The 22,419-nt window shown below is 64.4% G+C and carries 18 protein-coding genes; 7 read left to right on the top strand and 11 right to left on the bottom strand.

The window, feature by feature from the left end; translation table 11 throughout:
- The first annotated feature begins 172 nt into the window (after positions 1 to 172).
- Positions 173 to 1,342, top strand: a complete 1,170-nt coding sequence (locus tag GUY23_RS02020; RefSeq protein WP_166969279.1) for a pyridoxal phosphate-dependent aminotransferase — start codon at positions 173 to 175, stop codon at positions 1,340 to 1,342.
- Positions 1,343 to 1,466: 124 nt separating this feature from the next.
- On the opposite strand, the gene GUY23_RS02015 is transcribed toward GUY23_RS02020, so the two are convergent.
- The 6 genes from GUY23_RS02015 to GUY23_RS01990 form a co-directional block, all read right to left on the bottom strand.
- Complete coding sequence (locus GUY23_RS02015) at positions 1,467 to 3,263, bottom strand: ABC transporter ATP-binding protein (protein WP_166969277.1); 1,797 nt, start codon at positions 3,261 to 3,263, stop codon at positions 1,467 to 1,469.
- A complete protein-coding gene (locus tag GUY23_RS02010; RefSeq protein WP_166969275.1) occupies positions 3,260 to 5,182 on the bottom strand; it encodes an ATP-binding cassette domain-containing protein in 1,923 nt (640 codons plus the stop codon). Before GUY23_RS02010 ends, GUY23_RS02015 begins: the two co-directional genes overlap by 4 nt.
- Positions 5,183 to 5,327: 145 nt before the next feature.
- Positions 5,328 to 6,041 carry a homing endonuclease associated repeat-containing protein gene (locus GUY23_RS02005; protein ID WP_228282657.1) on the bottom strand — a complete coding sequence of 238 codons (714 nt, stop codon included), beginning with the start codon at positions 6,039 to 6,041 and terminating at the stop codon, positions 5,328 to 5,330.
- Positions 6,042 to 6,051: 10 nt separating this feature from the next.
- Positions 6,052 to 6,498, bottom strand: a complete 447-nt coding sequence (locus GUY23_RS02000) for a hypothetical protein (protein ID WP_166969271.1) — start codon at positions 6,496 to 6,498, stop codon at positions 6,052 to 6,054.
- A 140-nt stretch (positions 6,499 to 6,638) separates the two neighbouring features.
- Positions 6,639 to 7,259, bottom strand: a complete 621-nt coding sequence (locus tag GUY23_RS01995; RefSeq protein WP_166969269.1) for a small multidrug efflux protein — start codon at positions 7,257 to 7,259, stop codon at positions 6,639 to 6,641.
- Between the two features lie 161 nt (positions 7,260 to 7,420).
- Positions 7,421 to 8,209 carry a MerR family transcriptional regulator gene (locus GUY23_RS01990; RefSeq protein WP_166969267.1) on the bottom strand — a complete coding sequence of 263 codons (789 nt, stop codon included), beginning with the start codon at positions 8,207 to 8,209 and terminating at the stop codon, positions 7,421 to 7,423.
- Positions 8,210 to 8,311: 102 nt separating this feature from the next.
- Here GUY23_RS01990 and GUY23_RS01985 point away from each other — a divergent pair, with 102 nt between their 5' ends.
- Positions 8,312 to 9,034, top strand: a complete 723-nt coding sequence (locus GUY23_RS01985; protein ID WP_166969265.1) for a haloacid dehalogenase type II — start codon at positions 8,312 to 8,314, stop codon at positions 9,032 to 9,034.
- 198 nt (positions 9,035 to 9,232) lie between these two features.
- Here GUY23_RS01985 and GUY23_RS01980 read toward each other — a convergent pair whose 3' ends face one another.
- Positions 9,233 to 10,513, bottom strand: coding sequence for an ArgE/DapE family deacylase (locus tag GUY23_RS01980; RefSeq protein WP_166969263.1), 1,281 nt, complete (start codon positions 10,511 to 10,513; stop codon positions 9,233 to 9,235).
- Between the two features lie 233 nt (positions 10,514 to 10,746).
- Between GUY23_RS01980 and GUY23_RS01975 the strand changes: the two genes are divergently transcribed.
- A complete protein-coding gene (locus GUY23_RS01975) occupies positions 10,747 to 11,211 on the top strand; it encodes an SRPBCC family protein (RefSeq protein WP_166969261.1) in 465 nt (154 codons plus the stop codon).
- 60 nt (positions 11,212 to 11,271) lie between these two features.
- Here the strand turns inward: GUY23_RS01975 and GUY23_RS01970 are convergent, their stop codons facing one another.
- From GUY23_RS01970 to GUY23_RS01960, 3 genes are read right to left on the bottom strand one after another with little or no spacing between them, the layout of a single operon-like run.
- Complete coding sequence (locus tag GUY23_RS01970) at positions 11,272 to 11,571, bottom strand: biopolymer transporter Tol (RefSeq protein ID WP_166969259.1); 300 nt, start codon at positions 11,569 to 11,571, stop codon at positions 11,272 to 11,274.
- On the bottom strand, positions 11,568 to 11,981 hold the full coding sequence (locus GUY23_RS01965) for a VOC family protein (protein WP_166969257.1): 414 nt from the start codon (positions 11,979 to 11,981) through the stop codon (positions 11,568 to 11,570). The genes GUY23_RS01970 and GUY23_RS01965 overlap by 4 nt, the downstream gene beginning before the upstream one ends.
- A 33-nt stretch (positions 11,982 to 12,014) precedes the next feature.
- Entirely contained in the window at positions 12,015 to 12,383 is a 369-nt protein-coding gene (locus tag GUY23_RS01960; protein ID WP_166969255.1) for a Cif family virulence factor, read from the bottom strand.
- A gap of 265 nt (positions 12,384 to 12,648) precedes the next feature.
- Here GUY23_RS01960 and GUY23_RS01955 point away from each other — a divergent pair, with 265 nt between their 5' ends.
- Both GUY23_RS01955 and GUY23_RS01950 read left to right on the top strand, forming a co-directional pair.
- Complete coding sequence (locus GUY23_RS01955; RefSeq protein ID WP_166969253.1) at positions 12,649 to 14,244, top strand: hypothetical protein; 1,596 nt, start codon at positions 12,649 to 12,651, stop codon at positions 14,242 to 14,244.
- Between the two features lie 6 nt (positions 14,245 to 14,250).
- Positions 14,251 to 14,544: a helix-turn-helix transcriptional regulator gene (locus GUY23_RS01950; protein ID WP_228282865.1), complete on the top strand. Its 294-nt coding sequence runs from the start codon at positions 14,251 to 14,253 to the stop codon at positions 14,542 to 14,544.
- Between the two features lie 916 nt (positions 14,545 to 15,460).
- Here GUY23_RS01950 and GUY23_RS01945 read toward each other — a convergent pair.
- Positions 15,461 to 16,432, bottom strand: a complete 972-nt coding sequence (locus GUY23_RS01945; RefSeq protein WP_166969251.1) for an alpha/beta hydrolase — start codon at positions 16,430 to 16,432, stop codon at positions 15,461 to 15,463.
- A gap of 225 nt (positions 16,433 to 16,657) precedes the next feature.
- Here GUY23_RS01945 and GUY23_RS01940 point away from each other — a divergent pair, with 225 nt between their 5' ends.
- Both GUY23_RS01940 and GUY23_RS01935 read left to right on the top strand, forming a co-directional pair.
- A complete protein-coding gene (locus tag GUY23_RS01940) occupies positions 16,658 to 19,804 on the top strand; it encodes a DEAD/DEAH box helicase (RefSeq protein WP_166969249.1) in 3,147 nt (1,048 codons plus the stop codon).
- Between the two features lie 107 nt (positions 19,805 to 19,911).
- Complete coding sequence (locus tag GUY23_RS01935; RefSeq protein ID WP_166969247.1) at positions 19,912 to 22,404, top strand: DEAD/DEAH box helicase; 2,493 nt, start codon at positions 19,912 to 19,914, stop codon at positions 22,402 to 22,404.
- Positions 22,405 to 22,419 lie beyond the last annotated feature (15 nt).

The raw sequence follows: 22,419 nt of genomic DNA, 5'->3' as shown, positions 1-22,419 counted from the left end.
CCAAGCTCCCCCACCGCCGCACTCTTCCGCACCAGCTCGGTGAAACTGCAACAGCTTGGTGCAGGGGCCAAGCTGCTGCAGTTTCACCAAGCTGGAAAGTCACGAACCCCGGGCCGGTCTCGCGTCCTGACCGACCCATCCCGCACCCGAGCGAGAAGAGGACACTGACACCATGACGAACACGCACCCCCGCATCTCCCCCATGGCCACCACCTACCCGGCGTCGAGCATCCGCAAGATGTTCAACCTCGCGCTCGACTATCCCGACGCCGTGAAGCTCACCGTCGGCGAACCCGATTTCACCACCCCGGAGCACATCAAGGCCGCCGGCATCCGCGGAATCGAGCACGACAACACGCGTTACGTCGCCAATGCCGGGATCCCCGAACTGCGCGCCGCCATCGCCCGGAAGTACTCCGGTCGGTGGAATCGCGGTGTCGGCCCCGAGAACGTCATGGTCTCCTTCGGTGCGATGGAAGCCCTGACCTTCGCCCTCGACGTCACCGTCTCCCCCGGTGACGAGGTCATCATCCCCGATCCCAGCTTCCCGAACTACCTAGGCCAGGTCCACCGCCTCGGCGCGACGGCGGTGTCCGTTCCCGTCACAGAGGACAACGACTTCAAACTCCGCGCCGAGGACGTCCGGGCCGCAATCACCGACCGCACCGCCGCGGTGGTCCTCAACAGCCCGTCGAACCCGCTCGGCTCGGTCATGGATCGGGCCGACCTCGAGCAGATCGCCGACCTCGCCGAGGAGCACGGGTTCACCGTGATCTCCGACGAGGTCTATGACGAGATGGTCTTCGACGATGCCGTCTTCACCTCCATCGCCGAGGTGCGCCCCGGCTTCGACCGCTACCTCGCGATCGGCAGCTTCTCGAAGACGTATGCGATGACCGGCTGGCGCTGCGGGTTCGTCATCGGCGCGCACGACTTCATCGCCCCGATGGCACTCCTCCAGGAAGGGCTGACCTCGAGCCTGCCGGGCTTCATCCAGGAGGCTGCGGTGGCCGCGATCGACGGACCGCAGGATGTCGTCGAGTCGATGGTCGCCTCCTACGCCGAGCGCCGGGAGCTCATGGTCGAGCGCATCAACGCCATCGACGGGCTGAGCCTGCTCCGGCCGGCCGCGACCTTCTACGCTTGGGTCAATGTCAAGGACTGGGGACTGAACTCGTGGGATCTGGCAACTCAGCTGCTCGAGAAGCACAACCTCGCGACGATTCCCGGTTCGGCCTTCGGCCCGGCCGGCGAGGGGTATCTGCGGCTGACGTTCGCTGTCTCCCCCGAGACGATCAACACCGCGTGCGACCGGCTGGAGGCCTTCGCCGCGAGCCGGTGATGCTGTGCCGCGGCCGCGCGCCGAGGTGGGGACTCGCCGAGGCGGTCCTCCGGGCGTCCGCGCCCATACGGACGTTTCGGTCGGGCCCACTGATCCACCGACCGACGTCGATTCGTCGAGGCGATCAGCGGCCGGGCGCGTTCCTTGCCTCGACGCGGGTGAAGGGGCCGTCCGCTTGGCGCAGCACACCCGCTGGCCCATGTTCGACGACGCGGCCGGAGTCCATGACGATCACCTCGGTGTCGTCGGGCAGCAGGTCGGCTCGGTGGGTGATCTCGATGACGGTGAGTTCGGGACGGCGCTCGGCCAGACGCTGCCGAACAGTGCTCGCCGTCGTCGCGTCGAGTTGGCTGAGCGCCTCGTCGAGCACGAGCACCTCGGGCTCGCCGGCGAGGGCACGGGCGATCGCCAGCCGCTGCAGCTGACCTCCCGAGACGGTGAGTCCGCGCCCCTGCATCCGCGTCGCCAGTCCATCCGGAAGACCAGCCGCCCAGTCGTCGAGGGCGACGATCGCCAGCGCCCCATCGATGAGTTCGTCCTCCGCTTCCGGGGCGGCCAGACGCAGGTTGTCGGCCAGACTGCCCGACAGCAGCGTCGGGTGCTGGGTGACGAAGGCGATGCGTTCACGCAGCACGTCGAGCGGCAGGTCCGTGACGTCGACCTCGCCGAGGCGGACCACTCCGGATTCGGGGTCCCGACCGCGGACGAGCAGCGTTGCGAGTGTCGATTTCCCCGATCCGGACACCCCGACCACGGCACTCCATGCCTTCGCCCGGAACCGGGCGGCCACCTCGGCGAGGGCGGGCGACTCACGCCCGGGATAGCGCAAGGTCACGGTATCGACGGTGATGTCGGTCGGTTCTGTCGGCGGGTGGGCCCTCCCCTTGTCGGGGACTGTGGGGGCGGCGTCGATGATCTCCCACACGCGGGCGGCCGCGGCGAGGGCGGCGTCGAGGCCGGTGGAGAAGTTCTCAATGCCGCGCACCGGCACCCACAGTCCGGCGAACACGGCGAGCGCGGTCGCCGTCGCGAGCGCAGCGCTTGAAGCAACGACAGCGGCGGGAGCATCACCAGCAGCCGGGGCAGCACCGCTCGCGATATCTCCACCGGTCGTCCCAACCACGACGACGGCGACGAGCCCGATGAGCTGGAGTGCGACGAGGAGTGCGGACCGTCCTGCCTGGATGCGGGCGACCGACGACCGGTTCTTACTCAGCGCTCGGCCGTCGTCGTCGAGCTTCTCAAGTCGGCGACCCTGTGCACCGAAAGTGAGGACCTCGCGGATGCCGTGGACGTCATCGCCGATATGCCCGGCGAGATCGCCGCGCGCACCTGCAACATCGGCCGAGGCCCGCCACGTCGACCGGCTGGTAAGTACGGGGGCTGCGAGCATGAGGACGACGATGACGGCGAGGGTGAGCGCAAGCATCCCGTCGACGGTGAGCCCCAACCATGTCAGCGCGGCCGCGGGAACGATGACGGCGCTGACGGCAGGCGGGAAGGTGTGGGCGAAGAACACCTCGATCCGGTCGATATCGCCGGAGGCACGTTCGGTGAGCTCGGCACCGGCTCGTCCGGTGGTTGCAGCGGGCGCCTGCGGCACGAGGCGGGTGAAGAAGAGCTCCCGCAGCCGCTGCAGCGCAGTGAAGGCGACACGGTGGCCGAGGTAGTGCTCGAGGTAGCGCAGCCCCGCCTTGACCAAGGCGATGACGACGAGGGCAGTGATGAGACCGCCGAGGTGGGTCTGCCCTCCCCGTGCGACGCCGATGCCGGTTGTGGAGGCGATCGCCTCGGCGGCGATGACGAGGAGCGCGATGCCGAGCAGCTGGTTGAGGATGCGGCAGACCGTCGAAGCGATGAGCGAGGGGTAGAGGTTGCCGGCGGCGTCGAGGAGGCGCGCGGCAAGGCGAACCCGGGTCACTGGGCTTCTCCTCGAACGGGTGCACGGCTTGTGGACTGTGCGCTGCTTGAGGACTGTGCGTCGCTGGAAGTCCCTGCTCCGGAGGAGGAGCGCGCCCGGAGTTCGCCGAAGTCGATGACCCTGTCCGCGGCGAGGATGGCCTCGGGACGGTGGGCGATCATGATGACGGTCCGGTCGGTGCCGAGGCGGTTCAGCGCGGCGAGGATCGCGGCCTCACCGGCGAGGTCGACCTGCGAGGTGGGTTCATCGAAGAGGAGGATCGGGGCATCCCGCAGCCACGCCCGAGCGATCGCCAACCTCTGTGCCTGTCCGCCGGAGAGCAGCCGTCCGTGATCGCCGACTTCGGTGGCCAGCCCGTCGGGCATCGCTTCGACGTCGGCGCGCAGTCCCGCGAAGTCGAGAGCCTCCCACAGCAGGGAGTCATCGGCTGCCTGCCTGTCGGTCGGGAGTACTGACTGTTTGTCCGCCGGGAGTGCGAGGCGGAGGTTGTCCGCGATCGTTCCCATGAACAGGAAGGTCCGCTGCTCGACGACGCCGAGGCAGGAGCGCACAGCTGCTTGGGTGGGGGTGTCGGTGGTGCCGGAGTCGCTCGTCGTCGGGATTCCGTCGACGATGACCTGTCCCTTCTGCGGCGTCAAGTGGGCTTGGATGAGCGCCGAGAGCGTAGATTTGCCGACCCCGCTCGGCCCGACGATCGCGACTCGTTCCCCACGCTCGATGCGCAGATCGAGGCTCTCGAACACCGGTTCGGCACCCGGCCAACCGGCCGTGACCGAACACAGCTCCAGCGCGGGCGGAGGTGGTTCGGTACTATGGCCGGCATCGGTCCCAGTGGGGTTGTGGCGACTATCACCGAGGTTGGCCGTAGCTCTCGCGTGACTGGCCGCGGCGCCCCTCTCCTCGGTACTCACGCCACCTTCGACTGGGTGACAAATACCCTCGCCGAGGTGACCGCTGATCCGCTGTTGTGCGGCCCGGCCGGAGACGCCGATGTAGAAGAACTGCCCGACGATGTCGACGGGTCCGATGACCAGCGTCGTCATGAGCAGGATGCTCATTCCATCGCCGAGGCTGAGCGACCCGTCGGCGACCCGTGCGGTCGTCAGGGCGGCCGCCGCGACGATGACGGTCAGGGAGAACGCGGCGTCGACGACGAGGATGAGGAGCTGGTTGCCGGCGAGGAGACGCATGAGGTTGCGTCGGTGGGCTTCACCTCGGCGGGCGAGGTCGTCACCGATTCGTCGTCCGGCCCGGGCATAGACGATGTCTTCGAGCGCGGTGATGGCGCCGAGGAAGCTGCTGGTCAGCTGGCCGCGGGAACGCCGGTAGGCGGCGCCGACGGGGCGGATGATCCGTCGGAAACCGCCGATGAACACGGGCACCAGGAGGACGAGGAGGGCGACCCAGCCGGCGATCTCGGCGCTCGTGGTCAGGGCCATGATGCCCAGGACGAGCAGCGGTGTCGTCAGCGCCCCGACGATGGGGCCGAGGAACCCGGCACGGTAGTGCGCGGTGCGATCGACGGCGTCGGTGGCCAGGGAGATGAGGCTGCTCGAACGTCGGTTCACAGTCACGGCGCCGAGGTCGAAGACTCGGCTGATGACGAGGGCGCGCAGCCGTCGTTCGGTCGTCGAAGATGCCCAGTCGGAGAAGACGACCCCGCCCCAGGCGCAGGCGACGGCGACAACGATGAGCAGGACAATTGCGATGCCTGTCCCGAGAATCAGAGGTTCGCCGTCGAGGAGTCCACCGACTCGGACGAAGGCGAGGGCGGTAGCGGCGGCCGAGGCCCATGCGATGACCACGGAGGTCCAGAGCATCCAGCGAGGAGTCGCGTCCTTGATGCCCGGGTGGAGGGGAGCCTTCACAGCCGAATGCGGATGGGGCGAACCCTGCCGCGGATGCCCGGGCGCGCTCATCTGCCTGCCTTTCGCGGAGTCAACCTGATCTCGACTTCCAGCTCTGAACAGAGCCGATTTCCTGTTGAGAATCATTCTCTCATGCAGGGCTATTCCGTGCCCCACCAGGTGCGCGGCTGCCCTGCACCGGGCGAGCAGCCGTGCTTCACCCGACGGCGGCGAGGGCTGAGTTCCAGCTGCCGTAGAACTTCCGGACCGCCGCGGCCGAGGGCACGTCGCCCTTATGTTCGGCGGCGTAGTCGGTGTAGGACTTGTAGGTGGTTGCGAGCCCCCGGGCTTCGCAGTCGGCGAGGAATTCGCCGATCGCTTTGTCGTAGGCGGCCGCATCGAAGCGCAGCTGTCCCTTGGCTCGTCCGATCTTGTTCGTCGCCAGGCCCGCGGCCTTGAGCGCGTCGTTCCAGGATCCGAATCGCTGCACCGCGGTCTGGCTGGTCGGCGGCCACACGGTGGCGCCTTTGATCGAGGCCGCTCCGAGTCCGCCGAGCACCGTCTTGCGCAAGACATCGTAGCGGCTGGCGGTGAGGCTCGGAATCTCCGCACGGCCACGAACGTACGCGATGGCGGCGGCCACCTCGGCGAGGGTGGAGGTCACGGTCGACGCAGAACCGACCGTCGACGCAGAACCCGCGGTCGACGCGGAATGCGCGCGCTCGTCGGCGCTGTCGGAATCCTCGGATTGGGCGGCCAGGGCGAGCTCCACCTCGGCGAGGATCTCCCGGTCGGCCGGGCTCAGCTGGGCGGGATCGGCGCTCGCAGGCGTGCCGGGGACGTCGGTGGAATCGAGGCTGCGCGCGGTGATGAACAGCAGCGCGCCGAGCACGGCCGGCGACGACGTGTGAGCTTTCCCGGAATCAGACATCGCCTCCATACTACGATCTCAGTCGTCGGCGCGCTCCCACGACGGGGCGGTGGCGAGCCAGCCGTCTCATCTTCACGTCGACCCACACGCTCAGTGCGAGGACGACACCGGCGAGGATTCCGGCGATGGTCACGGCCGCCAGTGCCGAATCGAGAATGAGCAGATACCCGCCGCCGAGGATGAGCAGCGAAGCTCCAGCGGTGACGAATCGCCCGGTCAGCGACCCGGCGGCGTCGCTGCTGTCGATGATCACGTCGATCACCGAGGTGAGGACGAACCAGGCGGCGAAGACCCCGAGTGTCGCCAACAGCGCGTCAGCAAGGTCGAGTCGCATCGGCAGGCGGATCACCCAGCCGATGATGGTCGCGGAGAACGGGAGGATGACCGGCAGGCCCAATGCCACGAGCACGAATGCCGAGAACGTCAGTGGGCGGAGGTGTCGGTGGGCGATGGTCATGGGTCTTCCTCTCTCGTGTGGTGCGGGGTCGGGCGATACTGGGTCAGGTGGTGCGGGGTCGGGGATTGCTAGGGCAGACCGCGGAATGCGCGCGGTGCGTCGGGAACCCGCAGCGCTGGTGGCCGCGGGTTCCGGCGGCGTCAGCCGGCGAGCAGGGTGAGCGCGCCGGTGGCGATGAGTGTGGTCAGGGTCGTCCAGGCGATGATCGCGATGCCCTGCCAGAGCAGAATCCACGAGGTCTTCACTCCCGCACCGACGAGGATCGTCGAGGTGATCTGGGTGGGGATCGCGAGCGGTCCGAGCAGGCTCGCTCCAGGAACGCCGAACCGAGTGAGGAAGCGCTTGAACTTGATCCGGCCTTTCGATTCGGGCTTGCGCTCCTCACCAGTCGCGCCGCCCTCGCCGAGGCTGTCGTCAGCAATCGTGTCACCCTCGGCGCCATCGGCCGGCAGGGTCTCAGCACCCGTCCCGGCGCCGACACCAGCACCGACGGCTGCGAGTTCACGCTTCTCGGCCTTGCGGGTGACGACGGCGCGGCGTGCTCGGGCGCCGAGGAGAACGATGACAGTGACGCAGATGAAGTTGCCGATGGCGCCGGCGATTCCGGCGACGATCGGGTTCATTCCGGCCCAGACTCCGATGATCGAGGAGATCTCCCCTTCGATGAAGGGAACGGCTCCGGCGGCGGCGATGATGAAGGGCTGGAGCAGATCGGGAACGTGGGCGGCGAGCCCCTGGAAGAAGTCGATGACGGGGTTCATGGTGTCCTCCTGAACGGTGATCGTCAGATCCGGTCCGGTTGATCCGGATCGTGTGGTCGATGTGTTCAGTACAGACTGTGTTCTCGGAACAGGGTCAAGCCGTCAGCGGCGAACTCAGGAAACCCTCAGCTTTCTCGTCAGCCGCCTGCCCATAACGCTGCTCAGTTCTCGTCCTCTTCGCGGATCAGCTGCTGGATGTGTGCGTTGAACCGCTCGCGGTCGGCCTCGGGAATGTCGAGGGTCGGGAAGACTGAGATGAAGGCGCGTTGGATGACGTCGATCTGGGCCTCGTTGTAGAGCTCGCCGATCATGCCGATGATGGCGGCCTGCCCCATCTTCACGTCGCCTTTCATCCGCGCCGTCGGTGCGAGCAGCCAGGGCTTGGATTCGAGGCTGCGCTTCATACTGGGGGCGATCTGCTCGGCCAGGCGCGCACGCGTGGCCTCGTCGGCATCCTCGGGGAGTTCGTCGACCTCCTGGTCATATGGGGTGGTGTCGGACATGATCGACCGCATCTCCACCATCGCCGATTCATCGTAGAGGCTCGAGTAGACGTTCATCAGGCTGCGGTCGGCGTGCGACATCCGCGCGGCGATGTCGATGAAACTCGACGCCGTATCGATCGGTGCGCCGTGTTCGAGGAGTTGGGTCACCTCGGTCCGGGCCTTCTCCAGCACGGCGATCTGCTCGCCGAGGTCGCGTTCGAGCTGTTTGAGCGCGAGCTGCTGCTGTTCGTGGTCATCATCGACCGAGCCGATGTCGGCCAGCGGAATCCCCAGCTCACGCATCCGCCGAAGCTGGTGGAGTCGGAGCAGGTGGGAGGCCCCGTACTGTTTGTAGCCGTTGCTCATCCGTTCGGGCTCGGTGAGCAGGCCGAGCTTGTGGTAATGCCGAATGGTGTTGACGGTCGTGCCGGTCAGGCGCGCCAGCTCACTCGTGCTCCATCCCACGGTCGGTCCCCTTCGTCGATGCCGTGTCGTTGCCGGATGCCTGCCAGTCTATGCGGTGGTGCTGACATAGACGCTCCCGCAGCCTCGGGCTACCGTGAAACCATGACAGCACGATTCGACGGGGTCGAGGCCTTGGTCTTCGATATGTTCGGCACGGTCGTCGACTGGAGGAACAGTGTCGCCGCCGAGGTGGCCGTGCATTTGCGCGATCACGTTCCCGATCTCGATGCGCATGACTTCGCCGATCGTTGGCGAGCGCAGTACCAACCGTCGATGGAGCGGGTACGCAGCGGCGGCCGTGAGTTCGTCCGCCTCGATGTGCTCCATCGGGAGAACCTCGAGACTGTGCTCGCCGAGGTGGGGGTCGATCCGGCGTCGGTCCCGACCGAAGTGCTCGACGAGGCGAATCTCGCTTGGCATCGCCTCGATCCGTGGCCGGACGCGGTCGCCGGGCTGGCCCGGTTGAAGGAGCGGTTCATCATCGCGCCGCTGTCGAATGCGAATGTCCGTTTGGCTCTCGACGTGGCCAAACGCGCGGGGCTTCCGTGGGATGCGATCCTCGGCGCCGAGGTGGCTGGTGCCTACAAACCCGAACCTGCCGCATACCTGCGCACTGCCGAGGTCCTCGGCCTCGAACCCGACCGGGTCTGCATGGTCGCCGCGCACAACGGAGATCTTGCCGCCGCTGCCGAACTCGGCCTGCGCACCGCGTTCGTCCGTCGGCCTACCGAGTACGGCCCTGAGCAGACGGCTGACCTCGAACCGACAGGTGACTGGGATGTCATCGCCGAGGACTTCGAGGACCTGGCCGACAAGATCGGCTGACGCACCAATCAGGTGCTGCGACAACGTGCAGTCAGGAAACAAATGAGTCGTTATGGGCAGCGCGACCGGCCAGGGTACATGTCCGCCATCATCGAGCCCAGATTGCCGATCGGTGGCCCGTACTGTGGCATCGCACAGTAGAACGCACGTTGCCCGGAGGGGCATGCTCGGAACAGTCGGCGGACAGCCTCGGTGCATCTATTTCAGTGGTTCCAGCCCGCACCACTCGGCGATGAAGAGCGCTATGGACTTCGTGATGTTGCGGACGGACTCGATGTGGACCCGCTCGTCGAAGGCGTGGATATCGAGGGACCTGGGCCCATAGGTCAGAGTCGTCATCGACCCGTAATTCGTGTAGACCCGACCGTCGAGGTAACCCGGCGTGGTGAACGAATGCAGGGGCTGGCCGAACACATTCTGGTGGACCGAGCCGAGGACGGCCTCTGCTTCTCCACCTTCCTCGAGCCGATATCCTGCGGCGAAGAAGCCGGTTCGTTCCAGGCGTGGCAGGCGGCTATCCTGACCACGCCGGTCGATGCTCGCGTGCCGGACGTGCTCCTGGATCTCTTCCCACGCCTGTTCCGGGTCGATCCCCGGATAGATGGCGGCACGCACGGAGATCTCGCACCATGACGGGACGCTGGAGGGCCAGTCTCCACCCGAGATCTCTCCGACATTGAAGTTGATGGGATGATCGACATCCTCGAAGCCCGGATACCGGTCCTTCTGAGCATTCCAATCCGCCTCGAGTGTGCGCAGGTCGGCGATCACTGCATTGGTCGCGTCGAAGGCGTTGAAGCCCTGGCTCATCTCCCGGACATGGCTCGGTTTCCCCTCGACGCGAACGGTGAACCAGATGACTCCGACATTGGTGCGCACCAGAGCGTTCTCTTCTGGTTCCGGAATGAGCACAGCGTCGCCGGTATACCCGCGCAGAAGTGCTGACAGCGCACCGTTGCCGGTGCTTTCCTCCTCCACCACGGACTGGAAGTGGATGGTGGCTGCAGGAGCGAAGCCGGCAGCAGTGATCGCGTCGAAGGCGAAGAGGTTGGCAGCGAGACCGGCTTTCATGTCCCCGGCACCGCGTCCGTAGAGCCAACCGCCCTCGACTCGAGGCTCGAAGGGCGGGGTGGTCCAATTCTCCAGGGGCCCGGTCGGCACGACATCCACGTGACCTTGCAGAATCAGGGATCGGCCCTGTGAAGTTGCCGGCCGATAGCTGCCGACGATGTTGAAGTCTTCGTCATAGGGCACGGTCATCGGTCCGAAGCCCACATGATCCTCGATGTCCTCTTCGTCGATGCGCCAGCGGTCGATCTCCAATCCTCTGTCGGCGAATTCCTGCTCCATGCGGTCCTGGATCGCCGCCTCACTGCCTCGGACAGAGGGACAGCGGATCAGAGCACCGGTGAACTCAAGCTGACGGTCGAACGCTTTGTCGACGCCGTCCGTGATCGCGTGGGCGACTTCTCGATTCATGCTTCACTCTTCCAGACTCTTGGGTTGTCGGTTGACGGAGATACGGATGGCCAGTGAGCTCTGTGGGCTATTCTGCATCCCTCGACAAGCCTGCGGAAGAGCTTTCAGCGTCCGCCGAGACCGATTGTGTGCCCCCTCCCGTCTTTCGGCATGAGGGTATAGCGTGGTCGAACAGGGACGGGTCGACCGACCCGTACTCGAGCACACGTACCACCTGACGAAAGGTGACAAGCATGAGTGACACGAGTATCAGCGCTTCCCGGACGATCGATGCCCCTGCGGAGGACATCTTTCATGTCCTCTCCAATCCCGAGCGCCATGCGGAGATCGACGGCTCGGGGATGGTCCAGTCGGATGACAAGACCGATCGCATCACCGAGACCGACCAAGTATTCACGATGAACATGCACTGGGACAAGATGGGCGGCGACTACAAGACCGACAACTACGTCAACGGCTATCAGGAGAACAAGCTTCTCGCCTGGAAGACGGCTCCTGCCGGTGAAGAGCCCCCGGGCTGGGAGTGGGTCTGGGAGCTCACTTCACAGGGGCATGACTCGACCGAGGTCTCCGTGACCTACGACTGGAGCGCGGTCACCGACAAGGACGTGCTCAAGCAGGTCAGCTTCCCCGCCGTCAGCGAAGAGGACCTCGAGTCGTCCCTGGGCAACTTGGCAGTAGCGGTGTCCGGGGTCTGACGCCTCGCGGCAGCCCCTTCGGACGACTGTCCACACCTGACAAGGCGGCCCTGACCGAGCTCACCGCAGTTCGTTCAGGGCCGCCTCCGCGCGCCGCCGGCGGTCTTCGACCGTCATCTCCCACCAATATTCGCCGCGCTCGCCGAGACCGTGCTTCGCGACATTCACCTGCCGCCTCGCCTCCGCGAGATCGTTCTCATCGCCTCGCTTCTGCGCTTGTCTGACGGCATTCCTCGCGGCACCGAGGTGACTCTTGAGTTCCTCGATGACGCTCGGTTCCAGTGCCGGATCGGTCCGACGCCACCGGCGTCCTTTGACGACCAGCCACTTGTCATCCTCGGTGTACTCGTCCTCGCTCATGCGACGAAGAGGCAGAACGGGTGTCCTGCCGGATCGGCGAAGACGTACAGTGGTTCGTCCGGGTCATCGGTGCGATCGGCGAGCAGTTCGGCGCCGAGCTCCTCCGCACGTCGGCGCTGGTGTTCAAGTGCTCGCACGTCAGGCACGGTGAAGTCGAGGTGGAGCTGCATCGGCACATCGGGACTCGGCCAGGTGGTGCGGTCGAGCCGATCCACCAGTTGGAAGGCAAGCTTTTGGTTCCCTCCCGCGTCGGTGAGGACCAACCAGTCTCGGTCGTCGGGCTCGCTCGTATTCTGCGGTTCATCTCCGGGGCGGTAGTCGTAGCCGAGCAGGTTCCGGTAGAACTCCGCGAGCCCCCGCGGGTCAGTCGTATCGATGACGGTGTGCAGCAGTTCGGGATATTCGGACACTCCTCGTGCCTCCCTTCTGGTCGGTTCTGGGCATCATTCAAGCACCAGCGGCGTGAGGACTGCGATCTTCCACCCCTCATCTGCACGCACGAGCTGATACATATTCCGTTCGTCCGGGGCACCGCCGTGATAGTGCCAGGTGACATCGGCCCAGATGCTGTGATCGGTCTTCGCGGCCACGGTGATATCGGCGTCCGCCTGGGCCACCTCGGCGTATTGGCCGAAGGCTCCGGCGAAGAAGTCCTCGGTCTGGCGGGCATCGGTGACGAGGATCCGCTGTCCGGGGAACTCGATGAGTGCCGGCACGGCGTAGTGATCGGCAATGGCTGCCGCATCACGATCGAGGAGGGCGTGCGTGTAAGTGGCGAAGAATTCCGTGTGAACCTCATTGTTCTCATTCATGCTAACGACGGTAGCGCACCCCACTGACACAGAGACATACCCGCTCTCTTGGGTACAGCTCGATAACGAATTCACGATAAATACAGATTTCAACAACTTCGAGCCGCCGGGCATCTTATGATTCCGTCATAGGCATCGAGTTCGTTCAGAGACTCGCTGGGCCCGACCTCGACCGACCGGGTTCCCACCGACTGCACCGCTGTTCCGACCTCGGATACCTCTGCCCCTCCCCGACGTCACTGAATCCCCGAAAGCGACCCCTCCCATGAAGAGAACCGTCATCGTCTCTGGCATTGTCGTGGCGTTGCTCGGCTTCGGTGCGAGTCCGTCATTCGCCGATGCGGCTCCGACGACCACCACCGAGGCGGCCCCTTCGATTCCCGAGGGACCGTCGGCTGTGGCGAACGGCACCGAGGAGTCCCCCGCACCTGTCCCGGATCATCTGAGCGGTCCTTCGTCGAATGGTGCTGCCGAGGCGGGTCTCCCTCCGGACTCGACCACACCGATCGAACTGCGCCCCGACCACGGCTCCACTGGCCAAGGACCGTCAAACACCGGGTCGTCGAACAACGGCTCGTCGAGCGGCGCTGAGCCAGGTACAGGCACCGGAGGTTCGACGGACAGTTCCGGGTCCGGTCACACTTCGGGATCGAGCACGCGGGCAAATGCCGGCCGGGCCACCATCGGCAGGTCCGCGTCCGAGCGCGGCGCCACCTCGGCGAGCGCGAGCAGCGTCTCGACGGACGCACCCCACGATGGCACCTCCGCAGGCGAGGCGAGCGCCTCGTCCGGAGCGAACGGCACGGGCGGAGCGAATAACTCGGCCGGAGTGGAAGGCTCGACAGCGACCGACAATGCGAACGGCAGGAACAGTAGCGACACGAACGGTGCCGACGACACGGCCTCCGGTGACGGGGCCGATGGCACCTCAGCAACAGACACCGCCGACGCCGGCAAGGATGGCTCCTCCGACGTCGATGCCGACTCCGACGCACCCGCGCAGATCGACGCCTCGGTGACCGTCTCCCCCGACGAGATCACGGAGTCCGACCTCTACTTCGAGGGGATCACGGTGACCGTGTCCGGCCTGGAGCCCGGCGACCGTGTGACGAACTCACTCGACGATGAGGCGAGAGCGGTACGGTCCTCGGCGGTCGAGTTCACGTATCTGCCCGAGGATTTCGTCGAAGCAGGAGTCGTCGACTTCACCATCACCGTCTCTCGTGAGGGCGTCGCGGACCAGGCGATCCAGTCCGAGTTCACCGTCGTGTCCGACTCTGATGCCGTCGAGGGCACCCTGACGATGTCGGCGACCCGAATGACCGTCTCCGATTTCGCCGACAAGGGAATCGACTTCACCGCCGAACCCTTCGCCCAGGGCGAACCCATCCTCGGTTTGGCGTTCTCTGACGATTCCGAAGATGCCCTCTACTTCGACGACGATCTCACAGCCGATTCCTCGGGACGAGTGTCCGGGACTCTCACCGTCAACAGTGACGCCGAACCGGCGCCGGGCGACTATCACTTCTTCGTCATCAGCGACGACGCCGAAGCGTGGGCGGACTTCACCCTCACCGAGGACGTCGTTCCGACCGAGCCGACCAGCTCAGGCACAGAATCGACGGGCTCGAAAGACACGGCACTTCCACACGCCCAGAACGAGTCGACATCCCGTGAGGCGACCTCAACGCGCTGGAGTCGCGCCGGCTCGGCATGGCCCGAATCCGACGATGCGTCGGAGTCTGCCTCGCTGCCGCGCACTGGGGCCGAACTCGGCTCTCTGGGTCTCGGCGGGGCACTGCTCATCGCCGGTGTCGCGATGGTCGCCATCACCGCCCACCGCCGGTCAGAGTCGAAGTAACATCAGATCGGTGCGAGCGAACGGACGCTGTCCCGCCTCTTCGCCGAGGAGACCGGCATGAGATTCCGCCAATGGCGGACCCAGCTGCGCATCCACCGCGCCCTGCTCATGCTCATCGACGGCAACTCGATCATCGACACCGCCATCGCCTGCGGCTGGAAGAACCCGAGCGCCTTCATCGACGCGTTCACTGCCCTCGTCGGCCAGACCCCGGGCCGGTACCGGCGGGTGCTGCAGCCCAAGAGCCGAGGCTGCTCCTCGAACGCTGCCTCTGTCGATGACCGCGTCGAGCGTCGGTAGGGTTGAGCTGTCGCGAGCGAGCTCTGACAGAGTGACGACATCGGGATGAGGTTCCATATTCGCATCGGCCGTATCGGCGAGCAGGAGGAATGGACCGAGATCGTCCGCGCGGATAATCGGGTTCTCATCGTCACTGAGTCGGAGAGCAACCAACGCCGAGGCCCACGAGGCGGGAAGGTGTGGGTGCTCGACTGGGAGGCCGACCCCCGTTCGTCCACCGATTTCGGCGAACGGTGTGCTCAATGACTCACTGACGATGAGAACCTGGGCATATCCGAACGGTGTGGACAACAAGCCGCTCACCTGTCCGCTGGGCAAGGGCGTAGCAGCTGGCAACGCGATTGCGCGCACTCGGTGATGAAGATCGATTCTCAATCGAGTGACCGCAGCCGCTCGTTCTTCCATCGGAGTGGCCGCATCCACCACTATTTCCGCAACGCGATTTCTCGCGTTCGAGTTGACTCGCGAAAGTGTGATTGAGACGGAAAGAGCGAATCGCTCCAGCAGCATCGCGTCGTTGACGTGCGCAGAGCCTTCGCGTTCAATCCAGACGGTGACGCCGTCGCGTCCGACCAGGTACGGCCAACCTGCGCGATCTCCATTGCTGCTGTGAGCTCCGGTCGGAGTCGCCCGGACGACTCGCCCAGTCGAGCTATCCATCAGTCCAGCGGGGACTCCCGCAAGAACTGCTGCACTTCGTGCAAGAGCAGCCAGGTTCGCCTGACTGCTGACAAGCTTATCGAAGAACCCGATGACCTTCAGGGACTCGCTCGACTCAGGGTCAAGCGCCGAAAGCTTCCCGACCAATTCCTGCATCGCACTTCCACCTCCGTGTGACAAGCGCTGCGTCCACGTCTCAGTTTAGTGCGCAGGACCCTAGGCTGATTTCGCGTGCCAGGCTCCAACCACGCCGTCCTCAGACTCCGAGAATTCTCGCCAGCCACGCGGTTCGAGTAGTCATCATTCCTTGTGCAAGTGCAGTGTGCGGTGCCATCGTGTCGAAACCGTGGAACCCTCCGGGCCACACGTGCAGTTCTGCAACACCACCATCGGCCCAAATCTGCGAAGCGTAAGCTACGTCCTCGTCTCGAAACACCTCGGCCGTACCGACATCAATGTGAGCCTGGGGAAGTCCGCTCAGGTCGACCGCTCGAGACGGCGCAGCATAGATCGACACGTCCTCCGTCCCGCGACGATCACCGAGAAGCGCATCCCAACCAGTGAAGTTGCTAGTGCGGTCCCACACTCCTTCGCCATCAATCTGGTGTGATGAGATTGTGCTATTGCGGTCATCGAGCATCGGGTAGATGAGACATTGGGCAAACAGAGGAGGACCTTTTCGATCCCGGGCAAGCAGAGAGACTCCAGCCGCGAGTCCTCCGCCCGCACTCGCTCCGGCGATGAGCAGTCGGCTGATGTCAATCCCAAGTTCATCGGCGTGCTCAGCCGTCCAGACAAGGCCCGCGTAACAATCTTCAACAGGGAACGGGTCTGGGAACTCGGGCGCAAGACGGTACTCAATGGAGACACAAACTGCATCAAATCGCTCGACCCAATCGAGCATCACTTCGATGCCAGTGAATCTGTCGCCGATGATCATGCCGCCACCATGCGTATGAAAGATTCCGGGCCCGCTGGCTTCATGGTCCGACCTGGTGAAAATCGAAGCCACCAGATCGGCACCCTGATATCCGGGTATCGTGACCTCCCTGTGCATAACATCGCGTCCTTCGAGCACCTCGGCGATCGGCGCAGTCACATCTGCGCCTCGCATGATGGGGATCATCTCCGGGGTGATCGTCGAGGGCAGCTGCTCACCCACTGCGGCGAGCGCGGCTTCCAATTCCGGGTCGAATGGTGGCCTGACGTGCATCTTCGCTTCTGTCATGGTGTTCTCCTTTGATCTGCATCGCCTCTCCGCAACGCCTGTATTGTGATTTTAGGTAATCCGTATCTCTATCGCCTCCGCCGCGTGCGCCAGAACTTCGGCTATTTGCCCGCCGGATGGCGGGTAGGGCGTGGGGCTTGAGCTCAGCCTTTGAACCGGCATATCCACCTCCGCCAACCTGGCACATCAATTCCCCGTGTCACCGTCCAATGAGAAGATGGCCTCGTGCCCGAGAACCGACCCTCCCCCACCGCCACACCGTCCGCGACGGGTGCCGCCGGCACGCCCGCCGATTGGCGTGAGGCACTGGCACCCCTCGCCGAGGCAGCTCCGCAGATTTACACGCCCGTGGCCTTGGGATTCGAGCTCGTCGAGGTCATCCCCCGCACCTGGTTCGAGGCCCAACATTCGGTGCTGCTGGAGAAGAACGACGTCACCCCGGGAGCGAACCCGTCCCTGGCCATCCGCCCGCTCATGCTCAGCGGGTCCGGCAACTGGGTGAAGAAATCGCTGAGCTGGCGCACCATCGACCGAATGGCCCGCCAGCACGGCATCGACCCAGCCCACCAGGAATGGTTCGCTCAGCTGGCCGGCCTGCGCACCCGCGGGAAGACGGACTTCACACCCGATGGGGCGCCCTACCACCTCGGCGATTTCCACACTCCACTGCTCTGGGAGCATTTCGCGCAAGGCCAGCGTCTCGGCATCGAATTCGTCGGCATCAATGCGGGCATGAGTGTCCGGATCGGGCACCGCGCGAAGGCGGCCATCGACATCCGGCGCAGTCAGGGCCGGCTGCGTGTCCAGACACAGGCGAGCATCGACGAACGCGAGTTCGCCCCCGGTCTCATCAAGCCGATCTGGACGCACGGCTTCTTCGGCGTCGACGTGACCTCCGGGTTCTCCGTCACCCTCGCACCGGCCGAAAAGCCGACGCACGAATCGGCACTGCCGGTGCTGCGCTCCCCCGGTCCGATCACCATCCCCGATGCCGAGGCCGAGGAGTTCTTCGAGGAGTACTACCCACAGCTGCGCACCAGCGCCGAGGTCGTCAGCAGCGACGACACCGTCACCTTCCCGCAGTACCGGGCGCCCCACCTCGTCGCATTCCTCACCTTCGGCGCCGGCGATCGGCTCGAACTGCGCTGGTACTGGGAGTATTCGGGACCCCGCCGGACGTACTCAGTACTCACCGCACGCGAAACCACACGGGCCGCCGCGCAGAACACGACAGCGGGCGCGCAGCCGCTTACCTCCTCGGCGAGGGAATCCGCGAACCGCGACCCCGAGCACGAAGCAACTGTCCTTGCTGAGGTCGAACGGATCCTCACCGATTCTCCTGACACCGGTGCGCAGCTCCTGCCACTGCGTGACGCCACGCTCGACGACGCGGACACCGCGGACTTCGTCGTCAACGTCCTCCCCGAGCTCGAGGACGTCGAGTACCTCAAGGTCATCACGCGCGGCAAACGACAGCCGTATCGCGAACTCGGAGGGGAACCGAACGTCAAGATCACCTCGGTGGAGTCGGAGAAGAACGACTGGTTCGAGCTCGGCTTCCAGATCACCGTCGACGGCAAACCCGTCCCCTTCGTCCGGCTCTACAAGGCGCTGGCTTCAGGGGCGACGAAACTCAAGCTCGTCGACGACACCTACCTCTCCCTGCAGAAACCAGTCTTCGACCGGCTCAAGGCCCTCCTCGCCGAGGCGGACCTCATTCCCGAATGGGAGCCCGAGTCCCCGAAGATCTCGCGTCTGCATGTCGGCCTGTGGTCGGATTTCGAGGACCTCGCCGATGAGGCGGAACCAGCGGTGAGCTGGCGGGAGTCGGCTCAGGCGCTGGCCGAAATCGAGCAGCTGCCCGCCACAGTGGTGCCTGATCTGGGTGCCGCACGGCTGCGGCCGTACCAGGTCCAAGGATTCCGGTGGTTGGCGCTGCTGTATTCGTGCCGCCTCGGCGGGATCCTCGCCGACGACATGGGCCTGGGCAAGACCCTGCAGACGCTCGCGCTCATCACGCATGCGAAGATCACCCACGCCGAGGCGGCCGACCATCGCCCCGGTACCGACCGTTCCCACGGTGCCGACGGTGGGAATCTGCCGCCGTTCCTCATCGTCGCCCCCACCTCGGTGGTGCCGAATTGGGTGAAGGAGGCGGCCGCGTTCACTCCTGACCTCAACGTTCGTGTCGTCGCGGAGTCGACGCGAGCGCGTGGGATCGACCTCGCCGAAGTGACTGACGGTGCCGATGTCATCGTCATGTCGTATGCGATGCTGCGGCTCGAGGAGGACCCGCTCTCGCGGATGGAGTGGGCGGGGCTCGTGCTCGACGAGGCGCAGTTCGTCAAGAACGCCTCCTCGCAGGCTCATCAGGCGGCGAAGTCGGTCAACGCACCGTTCCGGCTGGCGCTGACGGGCACGCCTTTGGAGAATTCTCTGCGGGATGTGTGGTCGCTGTTCCAGATCACCGCGCCGGGCCTGTTCCCGAGCGCGCGGCGGTTCGAGGAGGAGTACGTCCGACCGATCGAGAGTGGTGAGAATCCGGGGCGAATGGTTCGCCTGCAGCGGCGGATCCGTCCGTTCATGCTCCGTCGGCCGAAAGACCTCGTCGCTGCGGAGCTTCCGGAGAAGCAGGAGCAGGTCATCACGGTCGAACTCAATTCCGCGCACCGGAAGCTCTACGATCGGGTGCTGCAGAAAGAGCGGAAGAAGATCCTCGGCTTCATCGACGACGAGTACGACAAGCAGCGGTTCATCGTCTTCCGCTCACTCACGTTGCTGCGCATGCTCGCTCTGGACCCCGCTATCGTCGACGCCGAGCATACGGAGGTGCCGTCGTCGAAGCTGGCGGCGCTGATGGACCGGCTCGAAGATGTCATCGCCGAGGGGCACCGGTCGATCGTGTTCAGTCAGTTCACGTCGTTCCTCGATCGGGTGGCTGGCGCTCTCGATGCTCGTGGGATTCCGTATGTGGTCCTCGACGGGTCGACGCGTAATCGTGGGGCAGTGGTCGAGGCGTTTCGAACTGGTGAGGCGCCGGTGTTCCTCATCAGCCTCAAGGCTGGTGGGTTCGGCCTCAACCTCACCGAGGCGGACTATGTCTTCCTCATGGATCCGTGGTGGAATCCCGCCGCGGAGAATCAGGCTATCGACCGCGCGCACCGGATCGGGCAGACGAAGAACGTCATGGTCTACCGCTATGTCGCCGAGGGCACGATCGAGCAGAAGGTCCTCGACCTGCAGAAGCGCAAGGCCGAACTCTTCGACTCACTCATGTCCGACGCCGGAACCTTCGAGGGCCGCGGGCCCTCCGGTCAGGCGTTCAGCCCGACGGTGACGGCTGAAGATATCAAGGCGCTGCTCGAGGGGTAGGGGCGGTTGCCCTGCTTATGGCCAGGTTTGGTCACTATTCCGACATCGAGGCGGCCACTCCCAATCCGATTCCGTCCGCTCTATCGTGTGCCCCATACACTGATTTCATGGGTAGGAATTCCCGCGGCGGCGACGATCGCATAAAGCTGGTCCAGCGCGTCGCACAGCTCGAAGCCGAGCTGGCACAAGCACGCACCGAGCTCGCTGCCTTCGACGCGGCCAACCCTGCCCACGCGAGCAACCCGGAGCTACAGCATGAAAGGGAGGCGGTCACTCATTCTTCGTCCTTGGATTCCAAGCTCGATCTATTCATGTCACGTTTCTCCGGACGAGATGATGTCTACGCTCGTCGGTGGGAGAGCGCCAAAACAGGCAAACGAGGTTGGAGTCCTGCTACCCGATCGGGCTTCTACGATCCCAAACGTGTTCGCCCAGAGGACTACGAACCGCTGAGCAGACAATTGGTGGCTCGCCATCTTTCCGGAACGCGCAACGCGGCACCGGACGACACCCGCAAACCACTGCATATCGGCCTGTACCCGTTGCGCAAAGATGACACCTGCCGCTTGTTAGCCTGCGATTTCGATGATGCCGATTGGCAATCCGCGGCAGGTGCATTCGTTGATGAGTGCACCGGTGCCGGGGTCGACTGCTTGGCGGAGATATCGAGTTCTGGGTCCGGAGCGCACATCTGGATGTTCTTCGAGTCGTCCGTTCCCGCCGCAGTTGCTCGCCGCGCGGGATTGACGCTGCTGCGTCGCGCCATAGACAAGGACCGATCGATCAGTTTCTCCAGCTACGATCGACTGTTCCCCTCTCAGGACAGGCTTCCGATCAATTCGTCTGGGCGTGGTTCGTTCGGCAATCTCATCGCCCTTCCGCTGCAAGGCGATATGCGAAGCAGAGGGACAACCGTGTTCGCCGATCCGCACACCTGGATGCCTTACAAGGATCAGTTCGCTGCTCTCGACCGGACACGACTCGTTCCGGTCGCAATCATCGACGGTTTGGCGGACGATCCCGGTGCCGACCAACTTGGCCCACGCGACTCTGCGGGCACGACCGATGGACGCGCAGAGAACTCCCGTTGGAGACCGAAGCCTCGAAAAGAGGAGATCAAAGCACTGCGCTCTGAGATCAGCGGAGCTGAGATCACTGTGCGTCGCGATTCACAGTTGCACATTCCGACAGTCGGTATGCCCAGTGTGCTGGTCTCAGAACTCAAGCACCTGTCGTCTCTCGCGAACCCGGAGTTCTATCGCAAACAGGCGATGAGAATGAGTACCTACGGTGAGCCTCGAGTGGTAGTGCGCTTCGAGGAAGACGAAGAAGAGCTGCGCATGCCACGTGGGCTTGCAGACGAAGCCCGATCCCGACTGGAACTCGCCGGTTACACCGTACGCAGACGTTCGTCACGCAGGAAGAGAGAACCGATCCAGGCTGATTTCACTGGAGAGCTCCGGAACGATCAGCGGGCCGCCGTCGCGAAGATGATCAAACACGACATGGGGGTGCTCGTCGCACCACCAGGAACCGGAAAGACAGTCATGGCGTGCGCACTCATCGCGGAGCGACAGGTGGCTACAGCAATTCTCGTTCCCACTCGCGAACTCCTATTGCAATGGAGGGAGAGGCTCAGTCAGTTTCTCTCACTGGAAGACACCCAGATCGGACAGCTCGGTGGCGGCAGGCGAAAGACGACAGGAATCATCGACCTCATCATGATGCGTTCCGTCTCACATAGGAACGCCGACCCTTCGGTTCTCGACAGATACGGACAGATCATCCTCGACGAGTGCCATGGCGCGGCGGCGCCAGCAGCCGAGGCAGCTTTGAATCGCGTTGATGCGCCGAGATGGCTGGGACTGACCGCGACTCCTTATCGAGCCGATCAGCTCAACGGACTCATCACAATGCAATGCGGCCCCATTCGCTGGGACATGTCTGCCCCATCGTCCGACAATGCTTCCTCACCTTCAGGAACAGGGGCACGAGCGGAAGACACCGCAAACGACCCACCTGAGCGTAGGCTAGTCATCCATCCGACGGAGTTCGCCACCGAAGAATCCGGGTCCAGTGGTCTGTCAATGCCCGACCTCTACGGCGAACTGTCTGCAGACCAATCGCGGAATGAACTCATCGTCGATGAGATCGCGAAGGCGGCGAACTTTGACCGCCACATTCTTGTCTTGACGAACCGAATTGATCACCTTCGTCGACTTGCTCAGGATCTGAAGAGACGAGTATCCGACGAGTTCCCGCTCATCGAGCTGCACGGACAGTTGAAGCCCGACGAACGAGCTGTTCAACGTGAAAATTTGCAAAGCGCAGCCCTGTCCGGCCGACCCTTCATTCTCCTCGCCATCGACAAAGTCGCCGGTGAAGGATTCGATCTTCCGTCGCTGGATACTCTGTTCCTGACGATGCCGATCGCGTTCAAGGGAAAAATCGTTCAAAACCTCGGTCGCATCACTCGCGGCGGATCAGCAGCCGAAGTGAGCGTTCACGATTTCTACGACTCCCATGTGCCAGTTCTCGATCGAATGTTCCTCAAACGGCAACGTGCGATCAAGAAGGAAGGATTCGCGCCGACTCGGTGATGTTGCCGAGCCATC

This window comes from Brevibacterium atlanticum, assembly GCF_011617245.1.
Classification (GTDB): Bacteria; Actinomycetota; Actinomycetes; order Actinomycetales; family Brevibacteriaceae; genus Brevibacterium; species Brevibacterium atlanticum.
This window is presented reverse-complemented; position numbering and strand designations above follow the sequence as displayed.

Excerpts from the sequence above, each read along its gene's own strand:
- GUY23_RS01960 (WP_166969255.1), bottom strand. The coding sequence starts at position 12,383 with ATGAATGAGAACAATGAGGTTCACACGGAATTCTTCGCCACTTACACG.
- GUY23_RS01945 (WP_166969251.1), bottom strand. The coding sequence starts at position 16,432 with ATGACAGAAGCGAAGATGCACGTCAGGCCACCATTCGACCCGGAATTG.
- GUY23_RS01985 (WP_166969265.1), top strand. The coding sequence starts at position 8,312 with ATGACAGCACGATTCGACGGGGTCGAGGCCTTGGTCTTCGATATGTTC.
- GUY23_RS01980 (WP_166969263.1), bottom strand. The coding sequence starts at position 10,513 with ATGAATCGAGAAGTCGCCCACGCGATCACGGACGGCGTCGACAAAGCG.
- GUY23_RS01955 (WP_166969253.1), top strand. The coding sequence starts at position 12,649 with ATGAAGAGAACCGTCATCGTCTCTGGCATTGTCGTGGCGTTGCTCGGC.
- GUY23_RS01935 (WP_166969247.1), top strand. The coding sequence starts at position 19,912 with ATGGGTAGGAATTCCCGCGGCGGCGACGATCGCATAAAGCTGGTCCAG.
- GUY23_RS02020 (WP_166969279.1), top strand. The coding sequence starts at position 173 with ATGACGAACACGCACCCCCGCATCTCCCCCATGGCCACCACCTACCCG.
- GUY23_RS01995 (WP_166969269.1), bottom strand. The coding sequence starts at position 7,259 with ATGAACCCCGTCATCGACTTCTTCCAGGGGCTCGCCGCCCACGTTCCC.
- GUY23_RS01975 (WP_166969261.1), top strand. The coding sequence starts at position 10,747 with ATGAGTGACACGAGTATCAGCGCTTCCCGGACGATCGATGCCCCTGCG.
- GUY23_RS02000 (WP_166969271.1), bottom strand. The coding sequence starts at position 6,498 with ATGACCATCGCCCACCGACACCTCCGCCCACTGACGTTCTCGGCATTC.
- GUY23_RS02010 (WP_166969275.1), bottom strand. The coding sequence starts at position 5,182 with ATGAGCGCGCCCGGGCATCCGCGGCAGGGTTCGCCCCATCCGCATTCG.
- GUY23_RS02005 (WP_228282657.1), bottom strand. The coding sequence starts at position 6,041 with ATGTCTGATTCCGGGAAAGCTCACACGTCGTCGCCGGCCGTGCTCGGC.
- GUY23_RS01970 (WP_166969259.1), bottom strand. The coding sequence starts at position 11,571 with ATGAGCGAGGACGAGTACACCGAGGATGACAAGTGGCTGGTCGTCAAA.